The sequence below is a fragment of the Demequina sediminicola genome, assembly GCF_000975055.1.
Taxonomy (GTDB): domain Bacteria; phylum Actinomycetota; class Actinomycetes; order Actinomycetales; family Demequinaceae; genus Demequina; species Demequina sediminicola.
In genome coordinates this window covers 542,396-567,490 of the sequence record NZ_BBRB01000001.1, presented here as the reverse complement: position 1 = coordinate 567,490, position 25,095 = coordinate 542,396, and the positions used below count along the sequence as shown (strand labels likewise).

The window sequence follows — 25,095 nt, the reverse complement described above, 5'->3', positions numbered from 1 at the left end:
TGACACGGTTGAGGCGCGGGCCTGCACCGTATTGGATGGCCCGGACGCGACCCTTCAGGTTGGCGCCGCTCACGGCCGCTGCGCGAACCGTTCCACGAGGTCACCGTTTCCACCGATGACGAGGAGGTCGTTGGCGTGGATCACGGTCTCTTTGGAGCCGTACTCAAAGTCCTCGCCGGGGCTCATGACACCAATCACCTGAATGCCGTAGCGCTCCCGCAGGTTGAGCTCACGGAGCGTGAAGTTGTGCGTCTCCTTGGGAGGGCTCATCTTCACAATCGTGAAGCCCTCGTCGATCTCGATGTAGTCCAGCATGCGGCCGCCGACGGAGTGGGCAACGCGAACGCCAGCATCGGACTCGGGGAGCACGATGTGGTGGGCGCCGATGCGGCGCAGGATGCGAGCGTGCTCGTCGGAGATGGCCTTGGCCCAGATCTCCGGCATGCCGATGTCCACGAGGTTTCCCGTGATCAGCACGGAAGCTTCAAGGCTGGTACCGACACCCACCACAGCCGCCGAGAACTCCTTGGCGCCGATCTGTTCGAGTGCGCGGGGGTCAGCGGCATCGGCTTCCACCACGGGGATGCGCTTTGCGAAGCGCTCCACAAGGTCGGGATCGCGTTCAATCGCCAACACCTCAACATCCATGGCATCCAAGTTGTCCGCCAGGGCAGAGCCGAACCGGCCCAGGCCAATGACGAGGACGCCTGACGCGGTGGAATCGTTGCTAGCCAATGATCGGCCTTTCTGACGGGTAGCGAATAACGCGGCGGTGCTTGTTCAACGCTAGCGCTGCCGCCATGGTCATGGATCCCACACGCCCCACATACATGAGCACAATGAGCGTCGTTTTGGCATCGTCGGGCAAGTCTGCGGTGATGCCCGTCGACAATCCGCATGTCGCGTATGCCGAGATCACCTCGTACAGCGACCGGTCCAGCGGGATGTCCGTCTGCGCCATGAAGATGCCGGTACCGATGATCACCACGGCGATTCCGATCATCGTGATTGCCACTGCTCCGCGCAGCACCTCGGTGCCGATGCGCTTGCCAAACGCTTCCATGTCGCGGCGTCCACGCGCCTCGGCCACGATGGCGAGGAGCAGCACCGCGACGGTGGTGACGCGGATACCGCCTGCAGTTGATCCAGAGCCGCCGCCAATGAACATCAAGACGTCCTCGAGGAGCCACGTCTGTTCACGGGCATCGCCGATGTCAAAGGACGCGAAACCGCCTGAGCGTTGATTGATCGACTGGAAGAACAGGTTGCCCGCGGTCTCAGCGGCGCTGTGGTCACCCAACGTCTTGGGGTTCGACCATTCAAAGATAGCGAGCAGGCCTGCGGAGATCACTGCGAGTGCGCTGACCATGACCAGCGTGAGCTTGGTGTGGAGTGACCAGGTGCGGGGGCGTCGCCAGTGGCGGATCAGGTTCAGGTAGACCGGATAGCCCAGTCCACCAATGAAGACACCGAGTCCGATCGGTACGAGGATCCAGAAGTCATGCGAGTACGGGTAGAGGCCCACCGGATCTGGTGTGAACCCTGCGTTGTTGAATGCGGAGATGCCGTAGAACACGGAGTAGCCGAGTGATTTCCAGAATCCGTAGTCGAGCATCAGGTAGCGGGGGAACAGCACCGCGGCAATGATGAACTCCACGGAGAACGACACGATCATCACGGTGCGCAGCATCGAGCGGAGGTCGCCGAGGCCGGTGGCACGGGCTTCCTCCGCGGCGAGGAGGCGCTGAGTGAGGCCTAGGCGCCGCGATACGGCGAGACCGATGATCGAGGCGAGCGTCATGATGCCGAGCCCGCCGACCTTGATTCCGGTCGCGATGATGGTCAAACCCCAGGGGGACCAGTAGGTGCCGGTGTCGACGGTGACGAGTCCGGTCACACACACGGCCGATGTTGCGGTGAACAAGGCGTCGATGAAGGGTGCGCGTGTGCCGGAGGTGGTCGCGGCTGGCAGCGACAGGAGGGCTGTGAACAGGAAAATGACGAGCCCGAAGGATGCGAGGGCGAGGCGGGAGGGAGAGCGAAGTGCGGCGTGGCCGAACCATTCAGCCCACCTTTTGCGCAACGAGGCCTCGCGCAGCGATTCCATGCATCTCCTCACGAGTGCCCCGGAAAATGGGCACTTGATGAACTTACCGCGACGGCTGTTTTCCCGTCACCCTCATCATCGGCATCTTTCACACTCTTCACAACTGTCACTTCTGCCCCTACAGTAGAGGGAGGGTTCGGCCGATACACCTGCCGGATGGGTTGACGAGGGAGAATAGGACTTCATGGCAGACAACGGCGGTTCCCGGACAACGTTCCTGACTGTGGCCGAAGTGGCCGAGTTGTTACGTGTGTCTCGGATGACTGTGTACCGGTGGGTACATGCAGGTGAAATCCCGGCTGTTCAGTTCGGACGCTCCTATCGCGTGCCCCGTGCAGCGGTGGATAAGTTCATGGAAGAAGCCGGTTTCGCAGGGGGCTACGACATCGCGGACGACGACCGCCGCTCAGGCACGGTAGGATAAACCCTTGTCTGTCGCGTCCAGCGCGTACTGGACGCCGAAAGCACACTGATCGATTCGAGGTAGGTTCCGTGGGATCCGTCATCAAGAAGCGCCGCAAGCGTATGTCGAAGAAGAAGCACCGCAAGCTGCTTCGTAAGACTCGCCACCAGCGTCGCAACAAGAAGTAGTACGGTCCGGCCCAACGCCGGACACAGAGAAAGCCCGTGTCACCTGATGGTGGCGCGGGCTTTGTCATGTCTGAGGGTCTTGACGCTGCCTGCACAGGGGGCAGGCCTCCGCCATGTGGTGAGACCGCGTTGCGACATAGGTGTGTGTGAAGCCCGCGACCGGTTCGCCGGGCGAAGGCCCGGTGGCTGAGGGCTGGCGCACGCTCTGAGGTCACGAATTTTGGGCTCACGGCAGTGCTCGGGCTGGGTGCCGCTGTAACTTACATACCGGCTGTCAGTTCTTGTAGTAGCCTGTCGCCAGGACCACGAGCGACGGCTGGTTTACCAGCAGCGCTTGTTGGTCGAGGGGGTTGCGGGGCGTCAAGCAGTCGTACTGCGTGTTCACGGTGACCAAGCCGTCATCGATCTCGCCGAGAGGTAGACAGAAAAATGCTCGCAACCGCGTTGATGCGTCTCGGTACTGTGCCGCTTCTAGTGATCTCGCTTGCCGCTTGCTCATCATCGTCTGGGGAGGCGGGTACCTTCAACCCCCCCAGCATGGAGCAGCTCGCGTCCGAGGCCGAAGGCAAGGGACACGACTTTCAAGCCGATGCCCTGAGCGATGGTGAGGTTACACTCGCCGAGTATGACGAGGCGCATCGACGCGGTTTGGCCTGTCTTACAGATGCTGGCCTGACGCATAGCGAACCGGTGCGCAATCGTGTGGACGGCTTCCGGTGGACATACGACGTCTCCTGGGAAGGGATGTCCGATGCGGATGGAAACGCCGCTTACGAGGCGTGCTTTAACGATTCTCTCGGGGAGATAGAGCTGGCGATGGCCTCTTGGGGCGAGTACAACACCGATGCCGCGCTGTTGGCCGCGACCGAAGAGTGTGTCGCGGACACGGGAATCGTCGTCGACCGCGAGGGAATCCATAACCATCGAGAACTATTGCTCGCCGGCGCTGATCAGGGCCTCACCATGGAGGTCGTGTTGAACTGCGTGCAAATGAGTGCCGAGCGCCTGTATCCAACAGAAGACTATGTACTCACGTTTTAACCGACGCGGTTCGGCGGCGCGGAGCCGCTCGGCGTACCTTGCCACGATGGGCCTGCTCATCGCCGCCCTTGTTGCCCCCGTAGCGATGCTCGCGCTCGCGTCCGTTGCCGCGCTACGGACCTACGAGGGCGGCGAGACCGAGCCATCTACCGCCTCTTGGGCTTGAGCCGCGCAGACGTGGCCGGTATGGCGATCGTGGACACCGTGACGTTCATCGCGATCCCCTGGCTCTCTGCGAGTGCGGCTGTCACGTTGTGGGCAACGAGCCGCGGTGTCCCACTAGAGTCATTGGCCAGCGGCACAATTGGCGCCACAAGTATGTTGGTGGCGGTCGTGATACTGGGTCAAGCGCTGTGGTGGGCGGCGGGACGCAACCGCCACCAGTTTGCGCCAGAGGGGTAGCGATGAAGCGGTGGTTCTGGGTCATTGTGATGGCCGTGATGGGGTTTGTGATCGTGGCGGACTGGATTGTGTTCACCCTCAATGTCCAGTCCAGTGGCCACAACACAGCGAACGCCCAGTACTTCATTTTGCGTTTGCCGTTCACGATCATTTACCTGGCCGTGATCTGGCGCCTAGTGCGCAATGTCCAGCCCGCCGTGGACCCGGATCCAGAGCCCGAGGCGCGTGGTGAGACGCGGCTCGATGTGATGCAGCGTCGAGGGCGCTTGGATGCGTGGTCGGCCGATGCCGTGGACCCCTGGGCTGAGCGCGACGTCCCGCCGGATGGCCGTGGCCCCTCACCCCATAGCGACGGCCGCACGCCTCAGTAGGCACTGAGTGCTACATTCCGCGCAAAAGTGACCGCCAGTGCCTACTCAGGCGGGAGCGGCGGTGGCGCGTGAGTGGCGCGGCGAGGAGGCGTGCGGCTAGAGGTGCGTCGCTTGGTCGTCGTGAACCGACGCCTTCTTCTCGGAACGCCCTAGGGCGCCCTTCAGCGTAGCCTTCACGCCGCGCCCCACGGCAACGGTCGCCCACACTGCACCGGCCGCTGAAGCCCGCATCAAGCCCTGGCGTCCATTCTTGCGGCGCTTGCGGAACTCCTTGACTTCCCAACCGCGTTGCGAGGCCAGGTTGCGCAGTTTGCTGTCCGGGTTGATGGCGCAGGGGTTGCCCACCGATTCCAGCATCGGCCCGTCGTTGATGGAGTCGCCGTACGCGTAACTCTTGCTGAGATCGAATCCGCGCTCCTCGGCAAGAGCGTGTACAGCGGTGGCTTTGGCCTCGCGATGAAGCATCTCGCCTTTGAGGCGGCCGGTGTAGTGGCCGTCCACGTGTTCGGCTTGTGATCCCTGTGCGCCGGTTGCTCCGAGGCGCTTGGCGATGATGGTGCCGACTTCTTGCGGTGCCGTGGTGATGAACCACACTTCACGGCCGGCGCTCAGGTGCTCGTCGATGAGCGCCCGCGTGCCGGGAAAGATGCGTGACACCAGAACTTCGTCGTAGACCTCTTCGGCGACTGCCACCATTTCGGCAACGGTCCAGCCCTTGATGATCGAGAGGGCTTCTTCGCGCAGGCTATTGATTTGGTCGCGGTTTTCGCCCAACAGAACGTAGCGGGTTTGTTCCCAGGCAAACCGGAGTACGTCATGTGCGCGGAAGAATCCGTGGCGCTGAAGGCCGCGTGCGAGGTGGTAGGACGTGGCTCCACGAATCACCGTGTTGTCGACATCAAAAAATGCCGCGGCACGGGAGTCCTGAGAGGGGGAGTCGGACGTCACCGTCCCACTCTAGCGACCTTGTGCTCGCTGCTGAACGTACCCTGGGGATATGGCTCCACGCGTCATCTTGTATTCACGTCCAGGCTGTCACTTGTGTGACGATGCGCGCGCGACGGTCCGTTCCGTGTGTGCACAACGCAAGGTTGTATGGGATGAGGTCGACATCTCGGCCGATGCCGCATTGACGTCCGCGTATGGTGAGCAGATTCCTGTGGTGGCAGTTGACGGCGAGGTCGTGGGGTTTTGGCGCATTGACGCAGAGCGATTGAAGCGCGCGTTATAGCATCTGTCCGGTTTGGGTGACAATAGGGCGCATGCCTGTAGTCCATTTGCTTCGCCACGGCCATGTCCACAATCCGGACAAGGTTCTGTATGGCCGCCTCCCGCAGTTCCGTCTGTCCGATGCCGGTCAGGCGATGGCACAGGCGGTGGCCGATGATTTGGTCGCGCGTGAGGTTCCCGTGGGGCGCATCATTGCATCGCCACTGCAGCGTGCTCAGGAGACTGCTGCGCCCATCGCGAAGGCTTTTGACCTGGACATCGCTACTGAGGAACGCATCATTGAAGCGGGCAATGAGTTCGCTGGCCGGGTCCTCACTCGTGGCGCTCGCGACTTTATGCACCCGCGTGACTGGTGGAAGCTGCGTAATCCGTGGAAGCCGTCGTGGGGTGAGCCGTACAAGGAGCAGCAGGCGCGAATGTGGTCTGCGGTGCGCGATGCCGCTGAGGCGAATCCCGACTCTGACACCGTCATGGTGAGCCACCAGTTGCCGATTTGGGTGACGCGGTGCTCGTTTGAGGGCCGGTCGATGTTCCATGACCCGCGTTCGCGCGAGTGTGGTTTGGCGTCGTTGACGAGCTTCACCATGGAGGACGGAATCCCTGTGTCGATGACATACCGGGAGCCCGCGGCGCACATTGAGGTGCCCAAGTGAAGCGCAGTGCCCGCCTGGTGGTGCTGGGCGCGATCATTCTTGCGGTGGTGTTGTGGCTGGCCGCTTGTGCTCCTGGTGATATCGCGGAATCGCCTGGCTATGTGTCGGGGGATGGCACTGTCACGGAGTGGGACAAGGATGCACGTAGTGAGCCGCTGCATTTGATGGGCACCGACTATGACGGCAATGAGGTCGACACTGCCGACTATGCGGGCCAAGTGGTGCTGGTGAACACGTGGTACGCCTCGTGCCCGCCGTGCCGTGCGGAGGCGCCTGAGTTGGTGGAGTTGGACGCTCGTGACGACGTGCAGTTGATCGGTGTGAACAGCCGGGACGATGCCGCGACGGCTCAAGCCTTCGAACGCACCTTTGATGTGGAGTATCCGAGCATTGACGACGCGAGTGGTCAGGCTGTAGCTCAGATGCAGGGGCTGGTGTCGATCAACGCGGTGCCGACGACCCTGATTTTGGACCCTGAGGGCCGCGTGGCGGCTCGTGTCGTGGGGCGCGTTGAGGCGTCGACGTTGAGTGCCCTCGTCGATGGGGCTGCTGAGTGATTCAGTCCATCGGTTCGGAGTTTGCCTCGACGGTTTTGTCGGGTTCACTCCTGCTTGCTATCCCCATCGCCATGCTTGCCGGCCTGGTGAGTTTCGCGTCCCCGTGCGTGGTGCCGTTGGTGCCTGGCTATCTGGGGTATGTCTCGGGGATGGCGGGAGCCGATGCTGGGGGCAAGAAGTCTCGCCCTCGCTTGGTGTTGGGGGTCCTGCTGTTTATTGCTGGATTCTCTGCCGTTTTTGTGACGCTGGCGATTGTGGTGTCTGCGGCGGGGGCTGCCTTCGAGGCGCAGATCGACATCATCACGCGCGTCCTCGGTGTCCTCGTGATCTTGATGGGTTTGGCGTTCATGGGTGCGGTGCCGTTCTTGCAGAACGAACGCCGCCTCCATGTGAGCCCGAAGGCTGGGCTCGCGGGGGCGCCGCTGTTGGGCATCGTCTTTGGTTTGGGTTGGGCACCGTGCATTGGCCCGACGCTCTCGGCGGTGATCACTCTCGGACTCACCGAAGGCACGGTGGGCCGCGGAGCGCTTTTGGCCGTGGCGTACTGCTTGGGGCTCGGTCTGCCGTTTCTTGCCCTCGCCGTGTGGTTTGAGCGCTCAGGCAAGGTTCTTGCCTGGCTGCGCAAGCATCGGCGCGGCTTGCAGATCTTTGGTGGAGCGATGCTGGTGATTTTGGGTGTGATGCTGGTCACTGGCCTGTGGGGGGCGCTGACGGGGGAACTGCAGGGCTGGATTGATGGATTCTGGGTGGCAATCTAATGGCACGTCTGAAAATCGATAACTACGCGTATCGCGAGGTTCCACGCCTAGGTGTCTCTGGCTGGCTGCGGTGGACCTGGCGCCAGGTGACGTCGATGCGCGTCGCACTGATTCTGCTGATCCTGTTGGCGCTTGCGGCCATTCCGGGCTCAGTGTTGCCGCAGTGGCCACAGAACGCGGGGGACACGCAGGCGTTCATTGATGCGAACCCATTCTGGGGGCCGCTCCTGGACGCCACCGGCTTTCTTGACGTCTTTGGGTCAGCCTGGTTCACCGCGATCTACTTGCTGCTGTTCGCTTCACTGATTGGCTGCATCGTTCCCCGGATCGGGGTGTATTGGCGGGAACTGCACGAGCCCGTTGCGGAAGCACCGAGCCGCCTCGACCGTTACGAACCCCAGGACTTCCCCGCGCCCGAGGGCGCGCGCGTGGCGATCGCGTCCATCGGCTCTGTGCTGACACCCGACACCTGGTCGTGGCAGAAGTCCCAGACTCCCACGTCGGCAGCGACCGAAGCCGAGGCGGCGTCGGAGGACGACGCTCAGCGGAGCGGGCGCAAGTGGAGCCGCCCCCGGTGGTGGAGCTGGCTCGTTGACTACCGGGTGCGCGTGGATGAGCGGCCTCGGCGTACAGACGATGCGAAGCGTGAGCTGGCGCTGTCTGCCCACAAGGGGCACATTCGGGAACTTGGCAACTTGCTGTTCCACGTGTCGTTGATCGGAATTTTGTTGGCTGTCGCTGCTGGGTCGTTGCTGACGTACCGAGGTCAGGCACTCATCGTAGAAGGCGACTCCTTCACGAATGCTGTGGTCGCATACGACTCGTACGAGTCTGGCGCACTGTTTGACGAGAACCAGTTGGATCCCTGGATCCTGTCGCTGGATGAGTTCGACGCGACTTTTAGTGCGGACGGCACTCCGCAGAACTTCACCGCGCATGGCACCCTCATCGAGCCCGGCTTTGTGGGCCGTGAAGTCGAGGCCGAGGTCAACCGCCCTATCCAAGTTGATGGCGCCAAGATCTACCTTCAAGGCAACGGCTATGCGCCGCGCTTTACTGTGACGGACTCGAACGGCGAGGTGGCCTTCGAAGGCGCGGTGCCGTTCCTACCCCAAGACACCGTGTACACCTCGACAGGGGTGCTCAAGGTTCCGGATGTTTCCGAGGGCGAGCAACTGGGTTTCAAAGCCACTTTGCTGCCCACGGAAGTGATGGCAGAGACGGGCCCAATCTCGGGGCACCCGCAGTTGACGAACCCGGTGATCTACTTGCAGGCGTACACCGGTGACCTTGGCCTGGACAGCGGTGTGCCGCAGAACGTCTACCAACTTGACGAGTCTCAGCTCAGCCCTGTGCGTGGGGACAACGGAGACCCGCTCCTGGTCCGCATGGAAATGGGTGACACCATCACGCTGCCCGATGGCTTAGGCACCGTGACGTGGGAGTCAACGCCCCGATTCGCGGCCTTCGACTTGCGTCGCGACCCCTCGCTGCCATGGTTGCTAGCCGCATCGATCGGCTCCCTCATTGGTCTGTCGATGAGCCTGTTTGGTGCACGCAGACGGCTCTGGTTCGTGGCACCCCTGAACCCTGGCGCGGGGCAGAAGACTACAGTGGTGACCGCTGCCGCGTGGGCTCCGGCCCACGACCAAGGCGTGCGTGAAGAACGTGACCGCATCATCGAGGCCGCCCTAGGCCGCCCGACGAGTGAAGCCCCATCCCCGGAGGAATCATGACCGCCCAGGAACTCAGTTGGCTCGCACTCTGGGGTGCGACTGCGCTGTACGCCATTGCGATGGTGGCGTCTGCCGTACACCTGGCACGTGTGGCCGACGCACGCGTCGCCGCCAAGAAGCAAGCCGATGGTGCGGTCACCTCTGAGGGCGACTCAGCCACGGCATCGGCCGGTTCCACCTCCACCGTGACCTCAACGGGCACAGTGACGGTGAACGACCGCGCGCGAGGCATCGCCCGAGCCACCACGCTCATTGGTGCGATCTTGCAGGGTGTGGGCGTCGTGGCCCGCGGTATCGAGTCAGGACACGTGCCGTGGTCAACGATGTACGAATACACGATCACCGGTACGTGGGTTGCTGTTGTGGTGTTCCTCATCGTGCAACGCAAGCGCGACGTGTCCTACCTGGCGCCCGGCGTCACAGGATTCGCGACCATCGCCCTGGGACTGGGCCTGACCGTGCTGTACGCACAGTCCACCGGATTGCAGCCTGCGCTCCAGAGCTTCTGGCTTGTTATTCACGTCTCGATCGCGATCATCGCGACGGGAATCTTCACCGTGGGTGCGGTAGCAACCGTGCTGCAACTGTTCCGCGACTACCGCGACAGTGACACGCAATGGCTCCAACGGTGGAAGTGGCTTGAGGCCACGCCGCCTGCGGACAAGCTCGAGGCGCTGGCATTCCGCCTGCACGCCGTGGGTTTCGTGCTGTGGACCTTCACCGTCATGGCTGGCGCGGTGTGGGCAGAGCACGCCTGGGGCCGCTACTGGGGGTGGGACCCCAAGGAGGTCTGGTCCTTCGTCATCTGGGTGATCTACGCCGCCTACCTGCACGCCCGCACCACTCAAGGCTGGGCCGGACGCCGCAGCGCGTACCTGGCGTTGATTGGCTTCGTTGCGCTCATCATGAACTTCACGGTGGTGAACCTCGTGTTCCAGGGCCTGCACTCGTACGCGGGGGTGTAGTTCGCGATGAAGATTGCGTTCGTTCTGGACGATTCGATTGACCGTCCTGACGGCGTTCAGCAGTACGTGCTGACGCTCGGCGCGTTCATGGAACGCGCGGGTCATGAGGTCCATTACGTGTGCTCGGATGCGACGCGCACCGATGTACGGGTGCATTCGCTCGCACGCAACACCGGCGTGCGGTTTAACGGCAACGATCTGCGCGTGCCACTTCCCACGTCCCGGACGGCATTGCGTGTGTTCTTGGACCAGCAGCGCTTTGACGTGATCCATGTGCAGATCCCACATTCGCCGCTGTTTGCGTCCCGCGTGGTTGATGAGGCTCGAGCGATCCAGGGGCGCTCGGTGCGGATCGTCGGCACGTTCCACATCTTGCCCGACGGCACCGTGTCCGAATATGGCACGCGTGCGCTGGGCTGGCTGCAGCGCAACAACCTGCGCAAGTTTGACGAGTTCTGTGCCGTGTCACAGCCAGCCGCCGAGTTTGCGCAGCGCTCCTTTGGCATCACGCCACAGGTGATTCCGTGCTCGATCGACACCTCGTTGTTTGCGGATGCCGTGCCTGCCGAGCGGGACAGCGATCGCCTCCGCATCACGTTCCTGGGACGCCTTGTTGAACGCAAAGGTGCCGCAGAGTTGATCGCGGCGCTCGCGGCATTGCCGGTGGAGTTGAGAGATCGGCTTGAGGTCCGCATTGGCGGCAAAGGGCCGATGCTCGAGTTGCTTCAGACGTCGGTCGCTCAGTCTGCACTGCGTGACATTGTGACGTTCGATGGGTTCGTGTCCGAGGAGGACAAGCCCGGCTACTACGCGAGTGCTGACATCGCGGCTTTTCCCGCGACCGGCGGTGAGAGCTTTGGCATTGTGCTGATCGAGGCGATGGCATCGGGCGCGGGGGTCGTGTTTGGTGGCGCGAATCCGGGCTATCTCACCGTGTTGGGTGACCGGCCCGAAGTGTCTGTCGATGCGCGGGACACGACGGCATTCAGTGCGGCGCTTGCGCGGCTGATCGAGGACGATGCGTTGCGTGCGGAGCTTCACGCTGAGCAGGCTGAACGCGTCATGCGCTTTGACGTTGAGACTGTGGGCGCACAGATCCTGGAGCTCTACGCCGCCTGATGCTGCGCCACCCCGGACAGTTTGAACCAGCGCCGCCCGCCCCGACAGCGGCACCCCCTGACAGTTTGAACCAAAGGTGCGTCCCTGGCCCGGCGTGGCGCGTTTGACCGAGTCGCTCTAGCGGCGTGTCGGGGCCACCTTTGGTTCGTAGTGTTGTGAGGGGCCGGGTAGATACAGTGGTGCGCATGCCTGATGTTGCTCCATTGACCCCCGAGGGCGCCGGGGTGCGCTACCTCGCCACCGCCCAACAGATGCTCGCGGACGCCGCTCAGGCAGAGTCCTCAGCGATCTCGGCTGCTGCCGATGTGGTGGCTGATGCGCTCGTGGCCGGTAAAACCATCCACGCCTTCGGGTCGGGGCATTCCCACATGCTTGCGGAGGAGATCTACTACCGCGCTGGCGGCCTGAAGCAGGTGAAGCCGCTGTTGTTCGAAGCGCTGATGCTCCACGGCTCAGCCACCCTTGCGACCCAACTGGAGCGCATTTCGGGGCTTGCGGGCCAACTGCTCGACGACCACGGGGTCAGCGATGGAGATGTGCTGATAGTGGCGTCCAATTCGGGTGGCAACGCGGTCTCGGTGGAGGCAGTGCAGGAAGCCCGTGAGCGCGGGCTCGCGACCATCGCCGTGACATCCGTGACCCACGCCACGTCCCCAGCCGCGCGCCCCACGCCTCATCCGAAGTTGCATGAAGTTGCCGACATTGTGCTGGATAACCACGGCGTGCCGGGTGATGCGGCGGTGCCCGTCGATGCTGCAGGAACGCGGTTGGGGCCCACGTCAACGGTGGTAGGTGCAGCGTTGGTCAATGCTGTCGTGGCTGAGGCGATTGAGCGCGCTGCATCCCGAGGTTGGGAGCCAGAACTGTGGGTGTCGAGCTCGCTGGCGATCGGCGACGCTGCGAACGCCTAAGCACGCAGCACCAGCACCAGCACCAGCCGCGCAGGCCGGGCGCCTATGCCCTCACGGCGCCAACGCTGCTACTGGCCGTCCTTCTTGCGCCGTTCCTGCTGGCGTAGCCATCGCAGATAGTCAGGGTCATCGTCCGGAGCTCTTGGCTGTGGCCGGGCGTTGTTGCCGCCGCCACGCATGTTCAGGCCAATCCAGATGATGGCGCCAAGGTAGGGCGCCAGGATGATGATCGCGATCCAGAGTGTCCGGTGCATACCGAAGTACTCTTGGCGTCCGCGGTTGAGGACATCTGTGACCGCATACGCAGCCAGCGCGATGTAGAGGCCGATGAACAGCAAGTAACGCATCGAACCAGTCTAGTCGCCAGCCGGCGAACGTAATAGCGCGGTGTCTGGACTCGTTCCTGGCGCCCGGCGGGCCACAAAGTGACAATCCGCGTCATACACACAGAGGTGTGGTCATGCCGCTCCGCTGAGAGGCAGAGAGCACTGAGCGGGTGCCACAGGCCTTAGCCCGCGACACCCGCTTAGCGCATCTCTATGGTGTCTGACCTAGTCCACCTCAACCGTAACTGCGTGCGACGCAGTTTCGCCGTTGGCGTTGACGAACACGGCGACGATCTCATGTTCGCCGGCTGGGACATCCGTCAGGTCCACCGAGGCCCGCTGTGCTCGGGGAGTGGCTGCGGTGAGTTCGCCTGTCGCGACTACTTCGCCATCGAGTTCAAAGCGGTACGACGTGGCATTCGTGCCCCACCAGAGATTGGCAGTGGCGGTGAACGATGGCTCCTTTGCCCAGTTGTCGTGACTGACCGATGGACGCCCGGGAGCAGCACTGGTCACCTCGACCGTGGTCTTGGTTGTGGCCGTCGTGCCTTTCGAATTGACCAGCTCCCCGGTGTATTCGTAGGTACCATTTGGCCTGCCCTCGAGAGCGACAATGGCACTTTGAGAGTTGCCAGGCCCTTCCTCAAGTACTTGAGTGTGAATGAGGGCGCCGTTCTCGTACAGGTTGAACACTGTGCCGGGCGTTCCCCACCACAAGTTCATCTGCACGTCGAAGTTGCCATCCCGTAAGCCATAGATCCAGCCACTGGTGTTCGAGAGTTGTGCTCGTGAGGGTGGCGCGGCGGCATCATCAGCGAACGGCAATACGAACACCGTGGTTGACTCCTCGGTCACGAGCCCGGCGCCATTGGTCGCGCTGGCTGTTAACGGCACCTCTCCGCCAACCAGTGAGGAGAGTTGCTCGGGTGAGATCGTCGCGTCGGCCTCGACACTCTCGCCGTTGAACGTGACATCGAGTGAACGAATGCCACTCTCTTCGTCTTCAGCTGTTACCGCGAGGTGCAACGCGGAGTCAGCATAGATCGTGCCCGAGGTGAGCCCATTAACGATTGGCGCGGTGTCGTCCTCGACTAGCACAGGTTCGCATAGCGCGGAGAGGAACTCATCAGAGCTGATTGTTGCATCGTGATTCACCGCGACAACCTGGCAGCCAGCGCCTACGTTCGACAACGTGGCATAGCCGTCGGTCACGTCGACGTCGATCTCCACACCATTCATGAAGACTGACTCGGTGCCCTCGGGAACCGGGATCAGGAGATCTGCCGTGGTATTGCCGGGAATCTGCGCGGCAAGTCGGATGGTGCCTTGTGCGTCATGGTTGAACGCAGCCCCGACCTGTCCCTTGACAGTCGGCACAGTGATGCGTGCTTCGTCAACGCCACCCGGTTGCGGCTTGATCTGGAATGTTTCATAACCTGCCTCGATCGGCTCGATTCCAAAGAGGCCCGCAGGCACATGGAACGCCGGTGAGGCGGCCCAAGGATGCGAGTAGGTGAGGTTGTTCTTCTGGGAGGGATCCCATGCTTCCATGGTTGATCCCGCGCCCAGATTGATCATGTTCATCCAGCTTGACGTGCCTTCGTCTGTCAGGAGATCGACGGCGGCATCGGCTGCACCCCCATCGAAGAGCCCTGAGATGGAGAACCCGGCACAGTACACACTGCATGCCATGCCCTTTGAGGCCACATAGTCAGCGACTCGTGCAGCTTGGTCCTGCTCTGGCACTCCGAACGCCAAGGAGAACGCGCTCGCATGCAATGATGCGTGGCCCGTCGGCGTGTGGGAAGCGTCCATGCCATCGTCGTAGCGCCCGTTCTCTTCGTCGAACAGCAGCGCATTCATCGAGTCGCGCATGCGCTCAGCTTGGGCTGTGTATGTTGCAGCATCCTCGTCAAGCCCGAGGGCTTCAGCCATTGCTGCCATGTCGATCAGTGACCGGTAGGACAGTGCATTGAGGACCGTGTTGTATTCACGGAATTCGTAATTGTCGCGCTGGCTCGTTGGCCAGTCGACAATGTCACAGTCAGTCCGACTGGCGCAGCCATTGGAGCCCGAGGTTTTCCTGACGAGCCCTGTCTCTGGGTCGATCCACTTGGTAGGCAGTTTGTCGACGAGCGTGTCGTATGCGGCCTCAACCTGTTCTAGATTGCCCGTCTGTTGCCAGGCGTCATGCACGGCGAGAACGACATAGATCGGCCACTCGGTTGGCCAGGTTCTGTTGTTAGAGAAGTAGTCCATGGAGTACCGCCCAAGAGAGAGATCCTCCATGAGGTAGAGCGATGACATCAGTTGGAGATAGCCGTCAGCCTCATAGTTGATGCGCTCGCGCGTCCATGAGTCTGTGTAGAAGTTCACATTGACTGACTCAATCGTGTTCTTGGAGAAGTCGTAGACCTGATTGAGGTTGTCGTCAGACGAAGTGAATGCTGATGCCTCGTCATCGAACGGGTACACCAGTGCAAGTGCCTGGAGGTTATCGGCGGTGACAGGCTCTGGAGCGTCGATGATCTCCAGGTACCGGAATACTCGCATTCCCCAGGTCTCGATGGTTTGATCGCCATCCCTCAAGGTCGCGACATCTCGGTACTCAGTAGTGTTCGTGGTGAGTTTGTACTTGACCGTGTTCTCTGCGGAGGTAATCTCTCCAAAGCGGAGCTCGACGGTATCCCCAGCCTCTCCCTCGGAGATGTCATAGTTGACACCTCCAATCCAGGTCCGACCGAAATCGACGAAGTAATTGCCGTCACCCTTGTCAACGATCTCGACCGGCTCGTGCAGCTGCTGTTCAACCTTCGCGATCGGGGTCGCCTGCAGGTCAGCAAAATTGTCCTTGACGATTGCTGGTGACCACTCGGAGTCGTCGAAGCCGGTGCTCGTGTACCCGGTCGGGAACTCTCGCAGGTCGAGATTCTCCTTCGGGGCGGTGTACCAGGATGAACTCAACGAGCCGGCGTCGGGAAGTGCCAGCGCGCCCGAGCTTGCCTTCCAGGTCTCGTCAGTGCCGAACGACTGCGTGGTGCCGTCGGCGTAGGTCACCACGAGCTCTCCGATGAATTTCTGGAGTGAGTCGTCGGCCGCATATGCCTGGACGGCGATCGCGTTTGCTGCGCCTTGGTTCAGAAACTCAGTGACATCGAAGCCGTCGTAGCGGTTTTCGTTTCCGATCCGGTTGGTGGGGCCAAGACCTACGAAAGCGCCATTGACGTAGGCTTTGAACGCAAACTGACTGTGTGCGCGGAAGTCACTTGCGGTAGCAAACAGTGTCGCACCGGTGATGGCCTTGTCTGGCAGCTCCAGCTCAGTGCGAATGAACGCCCAGTCGGTTGCGCTCGCGCCCGATCCGGGCAAGGCGTACAGGCATGACGCGGAAGTGCCAACGTGGAGTGCGCCCTCGGAGATGTCTGCACAGTCAAAGTGAGTTGCTTCAGTTGGGTCAAACGAGTACAGCGATTCTCCTGAAGCGTCTGTCACGGTGAGTGCGCTCACGGTGCCCGTTTCTGAACGGCCGGTACGGAATCCGACCTCGCCTGATGCGAAAGAGGCGTCGGTGCGTTCGTCGACCTGTACGCCCGCAACTGAGGTGATGATGGTTGATCCGGCAACCTTGATCTGGATGTCAACTGGAACGTCCTCAGAGATTGCGCCCTCTGGAAGCGCCACTGGAGCGAGCGCCGTGTACTTGCCGTTCTGCAGGAGGTGGGGTACCAACTGATTGGTATCAGCACGGAACTGCCACATGTAGGCGTTCTTGTCGTCGACGCCTCGCACAAAGATGCCGAGCGCAACATCCTCGACGGTGATGGTTGTGTCAAGGGTGTAGTCGGTCCATGGTCCCGAGTCGTCAACGACGGGAGGTGCGACCCAAACCGGAACCGCATTCCAGTCGCTGCCGAGTTCAGTACCGAACCACGCTGTCTCAGAAGGCGCGGATTCGGCGTCAGCGGAGTCCCACGTGGTGACAGTCCAGAAGTAGCGGGTCGCCGTGTCGAGTGGCTCGCCGCCGTATGGCACGTCGGTTTGTGCCGTTGAGGCGATCTTGCCTGAGTCCCATACGTCAGCTACGCCGTCGGCGGCGTTCTGCGCCGTGCTCGAGACACGGATTTGGTAGGCAGTTTGCGTTGAAGTGTTGACGAACCATGAGAACGCGGGCTCCTCAAGGTCATTCAAATCTGCGGGTTGCTCAAGGCCGTTAATGCGTAATCCCGACGGGGATGATTGAGCGTCAGGCGCGGCGTGCGCTGCGGGAGCGGCACCCCCCAATGCCCAGGACGTTGCTAGGAGCAGAAAGGCCACAATTGCGGCAATAGTTCGTGGTGGATTAAGGCGTATTGGCGTCGTTGCCAGTTGCATCGCATTCCTTGTGAGTCATCGGCCACGGCGTTGTGGCCAGTTGTGGTGGATCTACTTTCAGGAATTGAATCGTTACAATTCAGTGCTACGCGAGCCATCCTCGCTGACTTGAGAATGTCTGTCAAGAGATGTCGTGTCGTGAGGCGCGAGACGGCTCACGGTTTTGTGGGAAGCTCCGGGAAAGACTGAACCCTGAGGTGGCGGCGCCTCGCGCTAACCGTCGGTACACGGAACTCACACGAGAAATGCCGGGCGAACCAACAGTGGGCGCGGCCGGTTCGCTGCCGAGTGCTCCCGCGCGGACGCGCAGGTTTTCGAGGCTTCACTTGATGCGTGCGCATTCGGCAGATCCGCGGCGATGAGGGGGCGTTCGTTCGGGAATCTGCCCGGCAGGTGCCGCTTCTCAGCAAAGATTCAGTGGACTGACTTATGTCGTCTCAGCCGGCCGCAAAGGACGGAGAAGTATGGGGCGAGCCCCCTCAGGGCGAGCAGCTCTGGAGGGCGAATCCGGGTCAGCCGCGCGACGCGTACTCTAGTAACTATGAAGATTCTGGCTTATTGGGGCGCTCGTACGGCGATTTTCTTTGCCGTGGTGGGCGTGCTGTATCTCATTGGCTGGTTCGACATCATCGCGGTCATTGCTGCGTTCTTTATTGCGTGGATGATCTCGTACCTGGCACTCGATGGATTGCGTCGCGAGGCTAGCCTCCAGATGGAAGGCGTCATCGACCGTTCGCAGAAGGGCTTGCGCGAGTTGGACTCGGAAGAGGACGCGGAACTCGGTGACTCCAAGCCGTAGCGCGGGGTTGCTACAGCGCGAGTCCTACCGCCATCAGTAGGCCGTACACGAGGCCCACTCCGGAAATACCCTTGAACAGCACCGCCATGGAGACTTTCTCGGCTCCTACTGCCATGCCCCCTGCCAAGAGCAGGCTGGGTAGCGCGACCACGGTGGAGATCAGGACCCACGGGTGGGCAAAGGACACGACGATTGCGCACACCACGGGCAGTGTCACGGCGGCCATGAAGAGGCGTCGAGCACGCTTTTCGCCGAGCTTGACTGCGATGGTCTGCTTGCCAGCGGCGGCGTCGGTTTCGACGTCTCGAATGTTGTTCACCAGCAGTAGCGCAACGGCGTAGAGCCCGACTCCGCACGATGCAACGGTGGCCCACCACGTGATGGCCCCTGCCTGCGTGTAAAGGGTGCCGAGCACTGCCACCGGCCCAAAGAAGATGAAGACGCTGACCTCACCCCAGCCGGTGTAACCGTAGGGGCGTGCGGTTCCGGTGTAGGTCCAGGCGGCGACGATGGCGATGGCGCCGATGATGATGAGCCACCAGGTCTCGGTGAGTGCCACGAGTGCGAGTCCGAGGATTGCGGCCACGCCAAAGGACAGGTACGCGGCGCGCTTCACGGCCGACGGCGCAGCGCGGCCGGTAGCGACGAGGCGGTCTGGTCCGACGCGGTCGACGTCGGTTCCTCGAACTCCGTCGGAGTAGTCGTTGCCATAGTTGGAGGCAATCTGTAGGGCGACTGCGACACCGAACGCGAGCACCGCTGGAATGAGCTCGAAGGAATCGACGGCGGCCGCCGCTCCACTACCAACAGCAACGGCGGAGATGGAGGTCCACAGGGTCCGGGGGCGTGCTCCAGCCACCCAGTCGGACGTGCTTGTCATTCCTACTCCTCGTTTTCGGCGGCCGCTGCTATTCGGCGCACGGCGTTGCGATCGATTTTGCCAGCCTCGGTGAGGGGCAATGACCGCACGGGCACGATCTGGCGCGGGAGGGCATAGCGGGGAAGGTCGAGGGTCTCGCGCAGATGGGCTGTGGTGGGGGCGGGATCTGCGCATGTGATGACGGCAGTGATCCGCTCGCCCCACTCGTGGTCTGGCACACCCACAACGACGGCTTCGCGAATGCCGGGTACTTGATAGAGGGCGTCCTCGACTTGCGCGGGGTGGACGTTGTGGCCGCCAGTGATGATGATGTCGTCGGCTCGTCCGTGCACAGTGAGCGTGTCAGCCCAGTCGCCGATGTCGTTGGTGACGAACCAGCGTTTTCCTTGTGTGGTGACGAATGCGGAGTTCTCGCCGTCCAGGTATCCGTCAGCGAGCATCGGCCCTGTGAGGCAGATCCGGTCGTCGTCGTGCAGCCGAACGCTCACTCCAGGAAGCGGTACTCCGTCGTAGACACAGCCACCACATGTTTCTGTCATGCCGTAGGTTTCGATGGCGTTGGCTGGCAGCACCATTCCGGGGGGAGCGCCACCTACCAGGACGGTGTCAAAGCTTGCCAGGGCATCGGCTGCTTCCGGGTCAGCGAGGATGCGCCTGACCTGGGTGGGCACGAGTGAGATGTAGCGGCGTCCGGCGGGCATCGCCGCCGCGGCGTGGGAGAAGGCTTGCGCGGTGAAGGGCCCCTCGGGCATGGCGAGGGCTGCTGCCTGGCCGATGCGGGCGCGGGCCAGCACCATGGCGCCCGCGATGCGGTCGGTGGGGAGGGCCACAAGCCAGTTCCCGGGTCCACCGAGCCGTTCGAGGGTCGCGAGGGCCGATGCTCGGACGGCTTCCGCGCTCAACAGCACCTCTCGTGGTTCGCCTGTGGAACCGGAGGTGCGAGCGATCAACCCGGCCGCTGCGCCAGAGAGTGTGGATGCGACGGCTCCTTGCGCATCGTCGACAAGCCGCACGTAGGTCATGCCTCTCAGCCTAGAGCGCGCCTACACTTGCGGCTATGAAGACTGGACGCGGAGTTCCGTTTGCGGCCCTGGCTGCCACGGCAATGTTGCTGGCGGGTTGCACCTCGAACGTGGAAGGCGGGGCAGCGGTCACCGCATCTGCATCCGCGAATGCTGTGGAGCGTGGAGCGGTTCCATCGCCTCCGGAGGATCCGCAACCCGAGGTGATTTGGCCACTGACCGGCGCCGATGCAGAGGATGCCGATGCGACGCTGCTGGCGAATCCGGCACTGTCCATCAAGATTGAGAACTCTGCGCAGGCGCGGCCGCAGCAGAACCTGGTGAATGCCGATGTGGTGTTCGAGGAGTACGTAGAGTCCGGCATTTCCCGTTTGGTGGCGATCTACCAGTCGGACATCCCGGAGGAAGTGGGGCCAATCCGTTCGATGCGTCCCATGGACAAGAACATCATGGGTTCCTTTGAGGGGCCGCTGATTTTCTCTGGCGCGCAGGGCCGTTTCATCAACGACACCATCAATTCGGGTCAAGAGATCATTGTTGATGACCGTGGTGATGCCGGCTTCTATCGAGTGTCGTCGCGTTACGCGCCCCACAACTTGTACGGCTCACCTGAGACGTTTTTGAGTCAGACCAGCGCTGACACGCCGCCGCAACAGTTTGCGTATGCGTACCCGTTCGAGGACTCCAACGTGGTCACTGATGGCACGACGGCTAGCTCGGTTGACATCCACATGTCCGGGCATTCCAACCCGTCGTGGGACTGGGACGGCGAAGTGTGGCAGCGCTATGAGGGCGGGACGCCACACACCCAGGATGACGGCACGCAACTGTGGACGGACAACGTCGTGGTCTTGCGTGTGGACGTGCAGTACACCTCGGCGTCGAGCGGCACATCCGTTCCAGAGACGCTGGTCGCTGGCCGCGAGGGCCCCGGCTATGTCGTTGCCGGTGACTCGTATGTCGAGATCACCTGGTCCAAGGCTGGCCAGTACGACCCATATGTTCTGACAAATGCCGAGGGTGATGTGGTGGAACTCAAGCCCGGCAAGACGTGGGTGGAGTTGGTGCCGCAGTCGGGTGTCGCGGACAACCCCTCGGTGTCGATCTCCTAGGAGCCCAGCGGGCTTCTCCGTGGCTGGTTAGAACGCGTACGGAAATTCGCGCCAGTCGGGGTCACGTCGTTCAAGGAACGCGTCGCGGCCTTCTTGGGCCTCGTCTGTCATGTACGCCATGCGGGTCGCTTCGCCTGCAAACACTTGCTGCCCTGCGAGGCCGTCGTCGGCAAGGTTGAAGGCGTACTTCAGCATGCGAATGGCTTGTGGTGACTTGGTGGCGATGGTCTTGGCGTATTCCAGTGCGGTCGCTTCCAGGTCTGCGTGGGGTACGGCTTCATTGACGACGCCCCACCTTTCGGCGTCGGTGGCGGAGTATTCGCGGGCGAGGAAGAAGATCTCGCGTGCGCGCTTGTCTCCGATCTGTCGCGCCAGGAGTGCTGACCCGTAGCCGGCGTCGAAGGAGCCGACGTTCGCATCGGTTTGTTTGAATCGTGCGTGTTCGAGCGATGCGATGGAGAGGTCTGCGACCACGTTGAGACTGTGCCCGCCGCCTGCAGCCCAGCCGTTGACGGCGGCGATGGTGACCTTGGGCATGGTGCGCATGAGGCGTTGGACTTCGAGGATGTGGAGCCGTCCGCCGTGTGCGGGGGCGTCGCTTGCGGAGCCTTCGTAGAGGTATCCGTCGCGGCCACGGATGCGCTGATCGCCTCCCGAGCAGAAGGCCCATACGCCGTCCTTGGGGGCCGGGCCGTTGCCGGTGAGGATGACGGCGGCAACGTCGGTGGTCATGCGTGCGTGGTCGAGTGCGCGGTAGAGCTCGTCGACTGTCTGGGGGCGGAAGGCGTTGCGCACCTCGGGGCGGTTGAAGGCGATGCGCACTGCGGGCAGGTCTCGTTCGGTGCCGTCGGTGCGGTCTACCCAGCGGTGATAGGTGATGTCGCCGTCGGGGAAGCCCTCGATGGAGCGCCACTGTTGGGCGTCAAAGGTGTCGGAAACCGGCGCGGGGATGCTCATGGATTCAGCCTAGCCCGCGCACTCTCTTTCACTTTGAACCAAAGGTGGGGCCGACACGCCGCTTGGCTCACCGCGATAGGGCCGATGCTCCGGCGTGGCGGCCGCTCCACCGGTTCGTAGCGTTGGGGTGCGGGGGAGAGGGGCGGTTCGTAGCGTTGGGGAACGGACCAAGGGCCGCGTCCCCCGAGGGTAAGGGCCTACGCTGGTGGCATGGAGTTCCGGCCCTTCACCGTTGAACTCTCGACGCGTTTCCGCGCCACGACAGTCCGCACAGGCGTCCTGCTCCACACCCGCAGCCCAGAGGGCCTTGACTCGTGGGGTGAATACAGCCCGTTTCCTGACTACGACGCCGAGCGTGCTGGGCGTTGGTGGCGTTCAGCCATGGAAGCTGCGCGCGGCGAGTGGCCCGCACCGCGACGTGACAGCGTGGCGGTCAACAGCATCGTCCCTCTCGTTGGCCCCGATGCGGCACGCGACTTTGCGACGCGCGGTGGCTGCACTACCGCCAAAGTGAAGGTCGGCGGCGGCTCTGACCTGGCCGCGGACATTGCACGCGTAGAGGCCGTCGCGGATGCGTTGGGCCGCGCCGGCCGGATCCGCGTCGATGTCAACGGTGGGTGGGATCTCGAGGAAGCAGTCCGATGCTTGCCGCACCTGGACCGTGCCGCGCGCAGTGCTGGGGGAGAGGGCCTGCAGTATGTGGAGCAGCCCGTGGAAAGTGTCGCTGACCTCGCCGCGCTTCGCCGCAGGGTGGACGTACCGGTTGCGGCCGACGAGTCCATCAGGCTCCCGGGCAACGCGGACGCAGTGGTGGCGGCCGATGCTGCGGACGTGTTCATCGTGAAGGCCCAGCCTTTGGGGGGCGTGCGGAGGGCGCTGGAGATCGTTGACCAGATCGGGGACCGCCCAATAGTGGTGTCGAGCGCCATGGAGTCCTCGGTGGGGCTCGCAGCAGGGGTGGCATTGGCGCGCTCCCTCCCCCAAGAGCCGTTGGCGTGTGGTCTCGGGACGGGGGCGTTGTTGCGAACTGACACGGTGGCGCAGACGTGGCTGCCGGAAAGCGGCCGAATCGCTGCTGGTGAACTTAAGGTGATCGTGTGAAAAACCCTTCGGCCGTGTTTGCACGGGAACTGGTGGCGTCGTTGGCGGCCCGTGGTGTCCGGGATTTTGTGTTGTGCCCGGGGTCACGTTCGGGCCCGTTGGCGCACGCGCTTGCGGAGGCTGGTGCGGATAATCCGCCGCTCGGTGCTCCTCGGGTGGACTTGCATGTGCGGATTGATGAGCGCAGTGCTGCGTTCCTGGCGCTCGGTTTGGCGCGGGGCCGTGCGGCTGCGGGCCATCCGAGTCCGGTGGCCATCGTCACGACGTCGGGCACGGCGGTGGGGAACTTGTTGCCTGCTGTGATGGAGGCGCATCACGCTGGCATCCCGCTGATTTTGTTGACTGCGGACCGTCCTGGGGAGCTCCGGGGTGTGGGGGCCAACCAGACCACTGACCAGGCGGGGATTTTTGGCACCTTTGTGCGTCGGAGCGCTACTACTGCTGCGCCTGCGGAGGGTGATGAGCCGGGCCGGGCTGCGCGCTTGGCGGCGGAGGCTGTGGCAGTGGCGATGGGTGGTCCGGCGCGCGATGACGTGACGGGAACGCCGGGCGCCGTCCATTTGGATTTGGAGTTCCGTGACCCTCTTGGGGCGGATAACGGTGTGTGGAATGACCCGCCTCATGTGGACGTGCATCCCTCAACGGCCTCCCATGGGATACCGGTGGTGGAGCGTGCTGAGCCTCTTCCCGAGGTGGAACGCGGCATCGTCATTGCCGGCGATGGTGCGGGTGACGTAGCGCGCCAGGTGGCGGAAGCGCACGGCTGGCCGTTGCTCGCCGAGCCCACCTCCGGCGCTCGAGCCGGCGATGCGGGCATCGGCGCATACCTCGACCTGCTGGCAAGCCCTGCCGGCAAAGACCTCGCCGACCGGATTCATCAGGTGGTGGTCATTGGCCGCCCCACGTTGTCTCGCCCCATTCAGGCGCTGATTGCACGCGCGCCCGCACTCATGGTTGCGGCCCACGGTGCGCGCTGGCGGGAAGCGCCACGCCACGCTGATCGTGTCCTTCACGCTGTGCCTGACAGTTGGACTAGCAGGGACGACGGCCGTATGGAGCTGGGTGACTCGACCTGGCTTCGTGAATGGCGTCAGGCGGCCGATGCCGTGGAGACGGAGGAGCGGCCTTGGGGTCGTCGCGCAGTAGCCCGGAAGTTCCTGGATGCGTTGGCGCCGGGCGATGTCGCCGTGCTCGGGTCCTCCGGTTCCATCCGTGCCGTGGACCGCATCGGCCCTGTCTGGGAGGTTGGGTCTGCTCCGGTGTTGCTCGCGAACCGAGGCCTCGCTGGGATTGATGGCACGGTGGCGACGGCGGTGGGGGTAGCGCTCGCAACGGGGCGGCCCACCCATGCGCTGATGGGTGATGTGACGTTCCTGCATGACGTGGGGGGCTTGCTCGTGGGACCGCGCGAGCGCCGTCCGCGCGTGCGGATCGTGGTGGTGAACGACGGCGGTGGCACCATCTTTGGTGGCCTTGAGCATGCGTCTGCGCCGCGGGACAACGTGGAGCGGGTGTTCACCACGCCTCACGGAGCCGACCTGGCGAGTTTGTGCGCGGGCTACGGCGTGACGCACACGGCGGTGAAGAACGCCGATGCTTTGGCGAAGGCGCTTGCTCAGCCTTTGGTGGGTATGGAAGTTGTGGAGGCGCGGCTCACCTAGCGGGCGCAGATGCGTCGCGTGGGGGTGGCGCTGGCGCTGTGTCGTCGGCGGCAGTCGCGGCCGGTTCCGTGGGGCGTAGGGCATGCAGGATGGTGGCGTGCTTCAGCAAGAATGCGCGTTCGTCGAGCTTTTTGCGCCTCAGCCAGCCGGTCACTTCGCTGTTGTGTTTGCTGGCGTTGCACGATGCGCAGGCGGGAACCACGTTGTCTTGGGTGTAGCGGCCACCCCGCGAGATGGGTTGCACGCAGTCCTTCTGGAGCGGCACTCCTTGTGCGCCGCAGTACGCGCAGCCTTCCCATGCCTCCACAAGCGTCCGCCACTGTGTGGCATCGAGGTCATTGTCGACTTTGGCGAGCCTGCGTTGGCGACGCTTGGCATAGCGGGCGCGCGTGGCCGCCGACTGTTTCGCGGAGGACATTTTTCGA

General features: G+C 62.9%; 27 protein-coding genes. 17 read left to right on the top strand and 10 right to left on the bottom strand.

What is annotated here, in order from left to right; all coding sequences use genetic code 11:
• Positions 1-69 precede the first annotated feature (69 nt).
• Both AOP79_RS02675 and AOP79_RS02670 read right to left on the bottom strand, forming a co-directional pair.
• Complete coding sequence (locus AOP79_RS02675; RefSeq protein WP_062070169.1) at positions 70-735, bottom strand: potassium channel family protein; 666 nt, start codon at positions 733-735, stop codon at positions 70-72.
• Positions 728-2,107: a TrkH family potassium uptake protein gene (locus tag AOP79_RS02670; protein WP_062070167.1), complete on the bottom strand. Its 1,380-nt coding sequence runs from the start codon at positions 2,105-2,107 to the stop codon at positions 728-730. The genes AOP79_RS02675 and AOP79_RS02670 overlap by 8 nt, the downstream gene beginning before the upstream one ends.
• 184 nt (positions 2,108-2,291) lie before the next feature.
• Between AOP79_RS02670 and AOP79_RS02665 the strand changes: the two genes are divergently transcribed.
• Both AOP79_RS02665 and AOP79_RS11520 read left to right on the top strand, forming a co-directional pair.
• Positions 2,292-2,531 (top strand): helix-turn-helix domain-containing protein, encoded by a 240-nt coding sequence (locus AOP79_RS02665; protein ID WP_062070165.1) that lies wholly within the window; start codon positions 2,292-2,294, stop codon positions 2,529-2,531.
• 68 nt (positions 2,532-2,599) lie between these two features.
• Positions 2,600-2,698: a 30S ribosomal protein bS22 gene (locus tag AOP79_RS11520; protein WP_005504750.1), complete on the top strand. Its 99-nt coding sequence runs from the start codon at positions 2,600-2,602 to the stop codon at positions 2,696-2,698.
• Positions 2,699-2,972: 274 nt separating this feature from the next.
• Here the strand turns inward: AOP79_RS11520 and AOP79_RS02660 are convergent, their stop codons facing one another.
• Positions 2,973-3,197, bottom strand: coding sequence for a hypothetical protein (locus AOP79_RS02660; protein ID WP_152647968.1), 225 nt, complete (start codon positions 3,195-3,197; stop codon positions 2,973-2,975).
• 38 nt (positions 3,198-3,235) lie between these two features.
• On the opposite strand from AOP79_RS02660, the gene AOP79_RS02655 reads away from it, so the two are divergent.
• The 3 genes from AOP79_RS02655 (at position 3,236) to AOP79_RS02645 (ending at position 4,512) form a co-directional block, all read left to right on the top strand.
• Positions 3,236-3,739 (top strand): hypothetical protein, encoded by a 504-nt coding sequence (locus AOP79_RS02655; protein ID WP_062070161.1) that lies wholly within the window; start codon positions 3,236-3,238, stop codon positions 3,737-3,739.
• Between the two features lie 162 nt (positions 3,740-3,901).
• Positions 3,902-4,141 carry a hypothetical protein gene (locus tag AOP79_RS02650; RefSeq protein ID WP_152647967.1) on the top strand — a complete coding sequence of 80 codons (240 nt, stop codon included), beginning with the start codon at positions 3,902-3,904 and terminating at the stop codon, positions 4,139-4,141.
• A 2-nt stretch (positions 4,142-4,143) separates the two neighbouring features.
• Positions 4,144-4,512 carry a hypothetical protein gene (locus AOP79_RS02645; RefSeq protein WP_062070156.1) on the top strand — a complete coding sequence of 123 codons (369 nt, stop codon included), beginning with the start codon at positions 4,144-4,146 and terminating at the stop codon, positions 4,510-4,512.
• 96 nt (positions 4,513-4,608) lie between these two features.
• Here AOP79_RS02645 and AOP79_RS02640 read toward each other — a convergent pair whose 3' ends face one another.
• A complete protein-coding gene (locus AOP79_RS02640; protein ID WP_062070149.1) occupies positions 4,609-5,460 on the bottom strand; it encodes an HAD family hydrolase in 852 nt (283 codons plus the stop codon).
• Positions 5,461-5,509: 49 nt separating this feature from the next.
• On the opposite strand from AOP79_RS02640, the gene AOP79_RS02635 reads away from it, so the two are divergent.
• The 8 genes from AOP79_RS02635 (at position 5,510) to AOP79_RS02600 (ending at position 12,441) form a co-directional block, all read left to right on the top strand.
• Positions 5,510-5,743, top strand: coding sequence for a glutaredoxin family protein (locus AOP79_RS02635; protein ID WP_062070147.1), 234 nt, complete (start codon positions 5,510-5,512; stop codon positions 5,741-5,743).
• A gap of 31 nt (positions 5,744-5,774) precedes the next feature.
• Positions 5,775-6,395, top strand: a complete 621-nt coding sequence (locus AOP79_RS02630) for a histidine phosphatase family protein (RefSeq protein WP_062070145.1) — start codon at positions 5,775-5,777, stop codon at positions 6,393-6,395.
• Entirely contained in the window at positions 6,392-6,952 is a 561-nt protein-coding gene (locus AOP79_RS02625; protein WP_062070143.1) for a TlpA family protein disulfide reductase, read from the top strand. The genes AOP79_RS02630 and AOP79_RS02625 overlap by 4 nt, the downstream gene beginning before the upstream one ends.
• Positions 6,952-7,710: a cytochrome c biogenesis CcdA family protein gene (locus tag AOP79_RS02620; protein WP_236683230.1), complete on the top strand. Its 759-nt coding sequence runs from the start codon at positions 6,952-6,954 to the stop codon at positions 7,708-7,710. Before AOP79_RS02625 ends, AOP79_RS02620 begins: the two co-directional genes overlap by 1 nt.
• Positions 7,710-9,446 carry a cytochrome c biogenesis protein ResB gene (gene resB / locus AOP79_RS02615; RefSeq protein WP_062070141.1) on the top strand — a complete coding sequence of 579 codons (1,737 nt, stop codon included), beginning with the start codon at positions 7,710-7,712 and terminating at the stop codon, positions 9,444-9,446. Before AOP79_RS02620 ends, resB begins: the two co-directional genes overlap by 1 nt.
• Positions 9,443-10,411 carry a c-type cytochrome biogenesis protein CcsB gene (gene ccsB / locus AOP79_RS02610; protein WP_062070139.1) on the top strand — a complete coding sequence of 323 codons (969 nt, stop codon included), beginning with the start codon at positions 9,443-9,445 and terminating at the stop codon, positions 10,409-10,411. Before resB ends, ccsB begins: the two co-directional genes overlap by 4 nt.
• A gap of 6 nt (positions 10,412-10,417) precedes the next feature.
• A complete protein-coding gene (locus AOP79_RS02605) occupies positions 10,418-11,530 on the top strand; it encodes a glycosyltransferase family 4 protein (RefSeq protein WP_062070137.1) in 1,113 nt (370 codons plus the stop codon).
• 185 nt (positions 11,531-11,715) lie between these two features.
• Positions 11,716-12,441, top strand: a complete 726-nt coding sequence (locus AOP79_RS02600; RefSeq protein ID WP_062070135.1) for a sugar isomerase domain-containing protein — start codon at positions 11,716-11,718, stop codon at positions 12,439-12,441.
• Positions 12,442-12,509: 68 nt separating this feature from the next.
• On the opposite strand, the gene AOP79_RS02595 is transcribed toward AOP79_RS02600, so the two are convergent.
• Positions 12,510-12,788 (bottom strand): PLDc N-terminal domain-containing protein, encoded by a 279-nt coding sequence (locus AOP79_RS02595; protein WP_062070134.1) that lies wholly within the window; start codon positions 12,786-12,788, stop codon positions 12,510-12,512.
• Positions 12,789-12,992: 204 nt separating this feature from the next.
• Positions 12,993-17,081 carry a family 78 glycoside hydrolase catalytic domain gene (locus AOP79_RS02590; RefSeq protein ID WP_161794211.1) on the bottom strand — a complete coding sequence of 1,363 codons (4,089 nt, stop codon included), beginning with the start codon at positions 17,079-17,081 and terminating at the stop codon, positions 12,993-12,995.
• 598 nt (positions 17,082-17,679) lie between these two features.
• Here AOP79_RS02590 and AOP79_RS11765 point away from each other — a divergent pair.
• Entirely contained in the window at positions 17,680-17,937 is a 258-nt protein-coding gene (locus tag AOP79_RS11765) for a DUF4229 domain-containing protein (protein WP_062070130.1), read from the top strand.
• Positions 17,938-17,947: 10 nt separating this feature from the next.
• Here the strand turns inward: AOP79_RS11765 and AOP79_RS02580 are convergent, their stop codons facing one another.
• Together AOP79_RS02580 and AOP79_RS02575 are read right to left on the bottom strand one after the other, a co-directional pair.
• Entirely contained in the window at positions 17,948-18,817 is an 870-nt protein-coding gene (locus AOP79_RS02580; protein WP_062070128.1) for a 1,4-dihydroxy-2-naphthoate polyprenyltransferase, read from the bottom strand.
• A 2-nt stretch (positions 18,818-18,819) separates the two neighbouring features.
• On the bottom strand, positions 18,820-19,839 hold the full coding sequence (locus tag AOP79_RS02575) for an AMP-binding enzyme (RefSeq protein ID WP_062070126.1): 1,020 nt from the start codon (positions 19,837-19,839) through the stop codon (positions 18,820-18,822).
• A gap of 35 nt (positions 19,840-19,874) precedes the next feature.
• Here AOP79_RS02575 and AOP79_RS02570 point away from each other — a divergent pair, with 35 nt between their 5' ends.
• A complete protein-coding gene (locus tag AOP79_RS02570) occupies positions 19,875-20,951 on the top strand; it encodes a DUF3048 domain-containing protein (protein WP_062070124.1) in 1,077 nt (358 codons plus the stop codon).
• 27 nt (positions 20,952-20,978) lie between these two features.
• Here the strand turns inward: AOP79_RS02570 and AOP79_RS02565 are convergent, their stop codons facing one another.
• Positions 20,979-21,908 carry a 1,4-dihydroxy-2-naphthoyl-CoA synthase gene (locus tag AOP79_RS02565; RefSeq protein WP_062070122.1) on the bottom strand — a complete coding sequence of 310 codons (930 nt, stop codon included), beginning with the start codon at positions 21,906-21,908 and terminating at the stop codon, positions 20,979-20,981.
• A 210-nt stretch (positions 21,909-22,118) separates the two neighbouring features.
• Here AOP79_RS02565 and AOP79_RS02560 point away from each other — a divergent pair, with 210 nt between their 5' ends.
• A complete protein-coding gene (locus AOP79_RS02560; protein ID WP_062070120.1) occupies positions 22,119-23,009 on the top strand; it encodes an o-succinylbenzoate synthase in 891 nt (296 codons plus the stop codon).
• Positions 23,006-24,670 carry a 2-succinyl-5-enolpyruvyl-6-hydroxy-3-cyclohexene-1-carboxylic-acid synthase gene (gene menD / locus AOP79_RS02555; RefSeq protein WP_062070118.1) on the top strand — a complete coding sequence of 555 codons (1,665 nt, stop codon included), beginning with the start codon at positions 23,006-23,008 and terminating at the stop codon, positions 24,668-24,670. The genes AOP79_RS02560 and menD overlap by 4 nt, the downstream gene beginning before the upstream one ends.
• On the opposite strand, the gene AOP79_RS02550 is transcribed toward menD, so the two are convergent.
• Positions 24,663-25,088 carry an HNH endonuclease gene (locus AOP79_RS02550; protein ID WP_062070116.1) on the bottom strand — a complete coding sequence of 142 codons (426 nt, stop codon included), beginning with the start codon at positions 25,086-25,088 and terminating at the stop codon, positions 24,663-24,665. The genes menD and AOP79_RS02550 overlap by 8 nt on opposite strands.
• Positions 25,089-25,095: the final 7 nt, after the last annotated feature.

Bases quoted from the DNA above. Each gene is read 5' to 3' on its own strand.
- AOP79_RS02670 (WP_062070167.1), bottom strand. From the start codon at position 2,107: ATGGAATCGCTGCGCGAGGCCTCGTTGCGCAAAAGGTGGGCTGAATGG.
- AOP79_RS02665 (WP_062070165.1), top strand. From the start codon at position 2,292: ATGGCAGACAACGGCGGTTCCCGGACAACGTTCCTGACTGTGGCCGAA.
- AOP79_RS02660 (WP_152647968.1), bottom strand. From the start codon at position 3,197: ATGAGCAAGCGGCAAGCGAGATCACTAGAAGCGGCACAGTACCGAGAC.
- AOP79_RS02655 (WP_062070161.1), top strand. From the start codon at position 3,236: ATGGAGCAGCTCGCGTCCGAGGCCGAAGGCAAGGGACACGACTTTCAA.
- AOP79_RS02645 (WP_062070156.1), top strand. From the start codon at position 4,144: ATGAAGCGGTGGTTCTGGGTCATTGTGATGGCCGTGATGGGGTTTGTG.
- AOP79_RS02635 (WP_062070147.1), top strand. From the start codon at position 5,510: ATGGCTCCACGCGTCATCTTGTATTCACGTCCAGGCTGTCACTTGTGT.
- AOP79_RS02630 (WP_062070145.1), top strand. From the start codon at position 5,775: ATGCCTGTAGTCCATTTGCTTCGCCACGGCCATGTCCACAATCCGGAC.
- resB (WP_062070141.1), top strand. From the start codon at position 7,710: ATGGCACGTCTGAAAATCGATAACTACGCGTATCGCGAGGTTCCACGC.
- ccsB (WP_062070139.1), top strand. From the start codon at position 9,443: ATGACCGCCCAGGAACTCAGTTGGCTCGCACTCTGGGGTGCGACTGCG.
- AOP79_RS02605 (WP_062070137.1), top strand. From the start codon at position 10,418: ATGAAGATTGCGTTCGTTCTGGACGATTCGATTGACCGTCCTGACGGC.
- AOP79_RS02600 (WP_062070135.1), top strand. From the start codon at position 11,716: ATGCCTGATGTTGCTCCATTGACCCCCGAGGGCGCCGGGGTGCGCTAC.
- AOP79_RS02595 (WP_062070134.1), bottom strand. From the start codon at position 12,788: ATGCGTTACTTGCTGTTCATCGGCCTCTACATCGCGCTGGCTGCGTAT.
- AOP79_RS11765 (WP_062070130.1), top strand. From the start codon at position 17,680: ATGAAGATTCTGGCTTATTGGGGCGCTCGTACGGCGATTTTCTTTGCC.
- AOP79_RS02580 (WP_062070128.1), bottom strand. From the start codon at position 18,817: ATGACAAGCACGTCCGACTGGGTGGCTGGAGCACGCCCCCGGACCCTG.
- AOP79_RS02575 (WP_062070126.1), bottom strand. From the start codon at position 19,839: ATGACCTACGTGCGGCTTGTCGACGATGCGCAAGGAGCCGTCGCATCC.
- AOP79_RS02570 (WP_062070124.1), top strand. From the start codon at position 19,875: ATGAAGACTGGACGCGGAGTTCCGTTTGCGGCCCTGGCTGCCACGGCA.
- AOP79_RS02565 (WP_062070122.1), bottom strand. From the start codon at position 21,908: ATGAGCATCCCCGCGCCGGTTTCCGACACCTTTGACGCCCAACAGTGG.
- AOP79_RS02560 (WP_062070120.1), top strand. From the start codon at position 22,119: ATGGAGTTCCGGCCCTTCACCGTTGAACTCTCGACGCGTTTCCGCGCC.
- AOP79_RS02550 (WP_062070116.1), bottom strand. From the start codon at position 25,088: ATGTCCTCCGCGAAACAGTCGGCGGCCACGCGCGCCCGCTATGCCAAG.